We start from the raw sequence: 5957 nt of genomic DNA, 5'->3' as shown, positions 1-5957 counted from the left end.
CGCAGCTGCCTCGCACGCTTCGGGGATGACGGTGAAAACCACTGACACATGCAGCTCCCGGAGACGGTCACAGCTTGTCTGTGAGCGGATGCCGGGAGCAGACAAGCCCGTCAGGGCGCGTCAGGGGGTTTCGGGGCGAAGCCCTGAACCAGTCACGTAGCGCTAGCGGAGTGTATACTGGCTTAACTATGCGACATCAGTGCGGATTGTATGAAAAGTGCGCCATGGACGGTGTGAAATGCCGCACAGATGCGTAAGGAGAAAATGCAAATGCCTACGCTCTTCCGCTTCCTCGCTCACTGACTCGCTGCGCTCGGTCGTTCGGCTGCGGCGAGCGGTATCAGCTCACTCAGAGACGGTAATGCGGTTACCCACAGAATCAGGGGATAAGGCCGGAAAGAACATGTGAGCAAAAAGGCAAAACCAGGAAAAAGGCCGCGCCCCTGGCGTTTTTCCATAGGCTCCGCCCCCCTGACGAGCATCACAAAAATTGACGCTCAAGTCAGAGGTGGCGAAACCCGACAGGACTTAAAGATACCAGGCGTTTCCCCCTGGTGGCTCCCTCGTGCGCTCTCCTGTTCCGACCCTGCCGATTACCGGATACCTGTCCGCCTTTCTCCCTTCGGGAAGCGTGGCGCTTTCTCATAGCTCACGCTGTTGGTATCTCAGTTCGGTGTAGGTCGTTCGCTCCAAGCTGGGCTGTGTGCACGAACCCCCCGTTCAGCCCGACCGCTGCGCCTTATCCGGTAACTATCGTCTTGAGTCCAACCCGGTAAGACACGACAAAGCGCCACTGGCAGCAGCCACTGGTAACTGGACAAGGTGGATTGAGATATTAAGAGTTCTTGAAGTGGTGGCCTAACTGCGGCTACACTAGAAGGACAGTATTTGGTATCTGTGCTCCACCAAGCCAGTTACCTTCGGAAAAAGAGTTGGTAGCTCTTGATCCGGCAAACAAACCACCGTTGGTAGCGGTGGTTTTTTTGTTTACAGGCAGCAGATTACGCGCAGAAAAAAAGGATCACAAGAGGATCCTTTGATCTTTTCATCACTCCTGCTTCACAGACAACAATGATGTCGGCATCTCGCCTATTGAATCACTGAACTCGCTCAAGGTAAGCTCCCAAGACGAATCACTTACAAAAGTAGACTATCGATTGATTCATAAAGGATTCATTATATGCATCTTGAAGAAGGAGATCTGCGGGCTTTAGAAAGGGCCGTAGAATTATTAGAACAAGATACAATTACTGAAACATTAACCCAATTAGTTGGAACCCCAATAGATTACTTAATGAGTAAACTTCCCAAAGGGGCAGAAGAGCAAATTTATAGTCTAGTAGAAAAATCTCTCCACAAAGCTGCTGATGCAGCCTTATGGAGTCTAGACAATGAACCTAACCGAATAGCATCAACTAAGACAAATAAATTCTTTGCGGCCGTATCTGGAGCCATTGGTGGCGCTTTTGGCTTTTCTGCATTAGCAATTGAGTTACCGGTTTCAACGACAATTATGCTTCGTTCAATTGCTGACATAGCAAGAAGTGAAGGTTTTGAGCTAGATAATATTGATACCAAACTGGCCTGCTTAGAGGTGTTTTCCTTGGGAGGACCATCTGATGACGATGATGCAGCTAATACTGCATACTATGCAACAAGAAGTTTGACTGCCGAGATCGTACAAGATTTATCCAAAGAAATTTCTAACATTGCTGTCAAAAACGCATCTTCAGTACAAACAGGAAAATGGTTAGCTTCGTTAATAGAAAAAGTTGCAACAAGATTTGGTATAGTTATTACGGAAAAAATGGCAGCTCAAGTCGTTCCCGTTATTGGAGCACTAACTGGAGCCACATTAAACACAATGTTTACCGACTATTATCAAGATATGGCTCGAGGTCATTTCATTGTTAAAAGGCTCGAGAAAAAATATGGCAATGAGTTAATAAAGGCTGAATATATAAAAATCTCAAGCAAACTCACAAATTCGTAAAATATTTATCTTGGATGAATTAGACAATGACTTTCCAATACTATCTTTGCGGGAAAAACACGAAGTTTATCCAGTGCCCCCACTTTTTCAGCTCTATATTTAATATAACAACAACATTATACAGAGCATAAATCCATACTCATTTTTATATATCCACACACTATACGTGTATAATCATATCGATGAATTGTTCAACTTATATCAACTAATCGTAGGGAGATTTTTCCATGGGCTTTTGGGATAGCATAAAAAATGCAGCAATCAAGGCTAAGTGTGGGGTAGGTATACACGGAGGAAACTATAAGCTTATTGATGGTGAGACTTGTAAATATTCTAAACTATGCCCTGACTGCAATCGCACTATACAAAAAGAACAGCATAAATACGGAGAGGAAAATTATAAATACGATTTCAAGTGCACAACTGTAAAAAAGTGTATCGACTGTGGCGCTGAACAAGAAGGCGAAAGGCATGAAAGATTTGTTGAAATTGCAGTCGATGATTATTGCAATGTGAAAGAAAGATGCGTGAGATGTTTTACAGAGCGAGTTCATGGTAAAAGACACAATTGGTATCTTAGTGGGAGTTCTGATACCTATCGCCATTACAAATGTTCTGTATGCGGGGAAGAAAAAGAAGAAAGAAAAACAAGCTTCCGTTAATTCATATGAACAACAAAATGAGGAAAATAGTAACTATGGAAAACAATACGCAAGGTATAAAATTAATCAAAGAAGCTGTGGATGTTCTACCTAAAGAGATTCGCAAGTCTGTCTATAACAAAATTAGAAATGTTATTAATTACGAACCAGTAATAGGGATTATGGGTAAAACCGGCGCTGGTAAATCCAGCCTATGTAATTCTATCTTTAAAGGTAATGTATGTGCAGTGAGTGATGTAGAAGCATGCACGAGAAAGGTTCAGGAATTAATAATTTCATTTGGTGATAGAACAATTAAAATAATAGATATACCAGGTGTAGGTGAAAATGAAGCTAAAGATATAGAATATGAAGAGTTGTATAAAAATCTTCTCCCAGAATTAGATCTGGTGCTTTGGGTTGTTAAAGGTGATGATCGAGCATTTTCAGCTGATGAGCACTTTTATAAAAATGTTTTAAAACCAGTTGGTGGTGATGAAAAAGTGTTGTTTGTTTTAAACCAAGTCGACAAGATTGAGCCATTCCGCGAATGGGATGAAGAAAAACACCAACCATCACCCTCACAACAAATAAATATTAGAAAAAAGGAAGAATACTTAATAGAACGATTCGGTTTTACCAAACATCCCGTTATATCTGTATCTGCGAATGAAGGTTATAACATTTCAAGGTTAGTGGAGGCAATAGTAAGATCGCTCCCAAAGGAAGCACAGAGCGGAGTGGTGCATCAAGTAAAAGACGAAATAAAAACAAAAGAAATTGTAGAAACGGCAAAGGACGGGTTCGCAGACACCGTAGATAGAGCTATTGATGATATAATAGACACCGTACTACCTAAACCAATAGCGTCAGTGGCTAAAGTCGCCAAGAAAGCCATTGTTTCTGTAGCTAAAAGTGTTTGGGGATTGATCTTCGGATAATCAATCAGGAAAGCCCATCAGTATTTAACATAACAACAGTTTGTACGTACCGCTAAAACGCGTTCAGCGCGATCACGGCAGCAGACAGGTAAAAATAGCAACAAACCACCCGAAAAACTGCCGCGATCGCGCCTGATAAATTTTAACCGTATGAATACCTATGCAACCAGATGGCACAGAGCACATTAGTCCGCCTTAATCCAATGAACCTGCCATTTTTCATGGTTTCACCATCCCAGCGAAGGGCCATCCAGCGTGCGTTCCTGTATTTCCGGCTGACGCTCCCGTTCCAGGGATAACACATGTTCGCGCTCCTGTATCAGCCGTTCCTCTCTTATCTCCAGTTCTCGCTGTATAACTGGCTCAAGCGTTCTGTCTGCTCGCTCAAGTGCTGCACCTGCTGACTCAACTGCATGACCCGCTCGTTCAGCATCGCGTTGTCCCGTTGCGTAAGCGAAAACATCTTCTGCAATTCCACGAAGGCGCTCTCCCATTCGCTCAGCCGCTGCATATAGTCCTGTTGCAGCTGCTCTAAGGCGTTCAGCAAATGTGTTTCCAGCTCTGTCACTCTGTGTCACTCCTTCAGATGTACCCACTCTTTCCCCTGAAAGGGAATCACCTCCGCTGATTTCCCGTACGGAAGGACAAGGAATTTCCTGTTCCCGTCCTGCACAAACTCCACGCCCCATGTCTTCGCGTTCAGTTTCTGCAATGTCTCTTCCTGCTTCCTGATTTCTTCCAGGTTCGCCTGTATCCTCCCTCCAAGATACCAGAGCGTCCCGCCACTCGCGGTAAACAGGAGAAAGACTATCCCCAGTAACATCATGCCCGTATTCCCTGCCAGCTTTAACACGTCCCTCCTGTGCTGCATCATCGCCTCTTTCACCCCTTCCCGGTGTTTTTCCAGCGATTCCTCTGTCGAGGCTGTGAACAGGGCTATAGCGTCTCTGATTTTCGTCTCGTTTGATGTCACAGCCTCGCTTACAGATTCGCCGAGCCTCCTGAACTCGTTGTTCAGCATTTTCTCTGTAGATTCGGCTCTCTCTTTCAGCTTTTTCTCGAACTCCGCGCCCGTCTGCAAAAGATTGCTCATAAAATGCTCCTTTCAGCCTGATATTCTTCCCGCCGTTCGGATCTGCAATGCTGATACTGCTTCGCGTCACCCTGACCACTTCCAGCCCCGCCTCAGTGAGCGCCTGAATCACATCCTGACGGCCTTTTATCTCTCCGGCATGGTAAAGTGCATCTATACCTCGCGTGACGCCCTCAGCAAGCGCCTGTTTCGTTTCAGGCAGGTTATCAGGGAGTGTCAGCGTCCTGCGGTTCTCCGGGGCGTTCGGGTCATGCAGCCCGTAATGGTGATTTACCAGCGTCTGCCAGGCATCAATTCTAGGCCTGTCTGCGCGGTCGTAGTACGGCTGGAGGCGTTTTCCGGTCTGTAGCTCCATGTTCGGAATGACAAAATTCAGCTCAAGCCGTCCCTTGTCCTGGTGCTCCACCCACAGGATGCTGTACTGATTTTTTTCGAGACCGGGCATCAGTACACGCTCAAAGCTCGCCATCACTTTTTCACGTCCTCCCGGCGGCAGCTCCTTCTCCGCGAACGACAGAACACCGGACGTGTATTTCTTCGCAAATGGCGTGGCATCGATGAGTTCCCGGACTTCTTCCGGATTACCCTGAAGCACCGTTGCGCCTTCGCGGTTACGCTCCCTCCCCAGCAGGTAATCAACCGGACCACTGCCACCACCTTTTCCCCTGGCATGAAATTTAACTATCATCCCGCGCCCCCTGTTCCCTGACAGCCAGACGCAGCCGGCGCAGCTCATCCCCGATGGCCATCAGTGCGGCCACCACCTGAACCCGGTCACCGGAAGACCACTGCCCGCTGTTCACCTTACGGGCTGTCTGATTCAGGTTATTTCCGATGGCGGCCAGCTGACGCAGTAACGGCGGTGCCAGTGTCGGCAGTTTTCCGGAACGGGCAACCGGCTCCCCCAGGCAGACCCGCCGCATCCATACCGCCAGTTGTTTACCCTCACAGCGTTCCAGTAACCGGGCATGTTCATCATCAGTAACCCGTATCGTGAGCATCCTCTCGCGTTTCATCGGTATCATTACCCCCATGAACAGAAATCCCCCTTACACGGAGGCATCAGTGACAAAACAGGAAAAAACCGCCCTTAACATGGCCCGCTTTATCAGAAGCCAGACATTAACGCTGCTGGAGAAGCTCAACGAACTGGACGCGGATGAACAGGCAGATATCTGTGAATCGCTTCACGACCACGCCGATGAGCTTTACCGCAGCTGCCTCGCACGCTTCGGGGATGACGGTGAAAACCACTGACACATGCAGCTCCCGGAGACGGTCACAGCTTG

The 5957-nt window shown here is 47.1% G+C and carries 7 protein-coding genes; 5 read left to right on the top strand and 2 right to left on the bottom strand.

The window, feature by feature from the left end; genetic code table 11:
* Positions 1-703 precede the first annotated feature (703 nt).
* From BEB54_RS29860 to BEB54_RS27410, 4 genes are all read left to right on the top strand, one after another.
* Positions 704-862: a replication initiation protein gene (locus BEB54_RS29860; protein WP_071529495.1), complete on the top strand. Its 159-nt coding sequence runs from the start codon at positions 704-706 to the stop codon at positions 860-862.
* 318 nt (positions 863-1180) lie between these two features.
* Positions 1181-1993: an EcsC family protein gene (locus BEB54_RS27420; RefSeq protein ID WP_000549944.1), complete on the top strand. Its 813-nt coding sequence runs from the start codon at positions 1181-1183 to the stop codon at positions 1991-1993.
* Positions 1994-2220: 227 nt separating this feature from the next.
* Entirely contained in the window at positions 2221-2655 is a 435-nt protein-coding gene (locus BEB54_RS28930) for a hypothetical protein (RefSeq protein ID WP_089650385.1), read from the top strand.
* 35 nt (positions 2656-2690) lie between these two features.
* Positions 2691-3575, top strand: coding sequence for a GTPase family protein (locus tag BEB54_RS27410; protein ID WP_024133415.1), 885 nt, complete (start codon positions 2691-2693; stop codon positions 3573-3575).
* Between the two features lie 227 nt (positions 3576-3802).
* Here the strand turns inward: BEB54_RS27410 and mbeA are convergent, their stop codons facing one another.
* A complete protein-coding gene (gene mbeA, locus BEB54_RS30050) occupies positions 3803-5356 on the bottom strand; it encodes a plasmid mobilization relaxase MbeA (RefSeq protein WP_000635804.1) in 1554 nt (517 codons plus the stop codon).
* On the bottom strand, positions 5346-5669 hold the full coding sequence (locus BEB54_RS27390) for a MobC family plasmid mobilization relaxosome protein (RefSeq protein ID WP_000955999.1): 324 nt from the start codon (positions 5667-5669) through the stop codon (positions 5346-5348). Before BEB54_RS27390 ends, mbeA begins: the two co-directional genes overlap by 11 nt.
* Positions 5670-5733: 64 nt before the next feature.
* Between BEB54_RS27390 and BEB54_RS27385 the strand changes: the two genes are divergently transcribed.
* On the top strand, positions 5734-5925 hold the full coding sequence (locus BEB54_RS27385) for a Rop family plasmid primer RNA-binding protein (RefSeq protein WP_042634456.1): 192 nt from the start codon (positions 5734-5736) through the stop codon (positions 5923-5925).
* Positions 5926-5957: the final 32 nt, after the last annotated feature.

The organism is Escherichia sp. MOD1-EC6021, from assembly GCF_002965245.1.
Lineage (GTDB): Bacteria > Pseudomonadota > Gammaproteobacteria > Enterobacterales > Enterobacteriaceae > Escherichia > Escherichia coli_F.
The sequence above is the reverse complement of the archived record's forward strand: the minus strand, read 5'-3'. Positions and strand labels throughout refer to the sequence as shown.

Excerpts from the sequence above, each read along its gene's own strand:
- BEB54_RS27410 (WP_024133415.1), top strand. The coding sequence starts at position 2,691 with ATGGAAAACAATACGCAAGGTATAAAATTAATCAAAGAAGCTGTGGAT.
- BEB54_RS28930 (WP_089650385.1), top strand. The coding sequence starts at position 2,221 with ATGGGCTTTTGGGATAGCATAAAAAATGCAGCAATCAAGGCTAAGTGT.
- BEB54_RS27420 (WP_000549944.1), top strand. The coding sequence starts at position 1,181 with ATGCATCTTGAAGAAGGAGATCTGCGGGCTTTAGAAAGGGCCGTAGAA.
- BEB54_RS27390 (WP_000955999.1), bottom strand. The coding sequence starts at position 5,669 with ATGCTCACGATACGGGTTACTGATGATGAACATGCCCGGTTACTGGAA.
- mbeA (WP_000635804.1), bottom strand. The coding sequence starts at position 5,356 with ATGATAGTTAAATTTCATGCCAGGGGAAAAGGTGGTGGCAGTGGTCCG.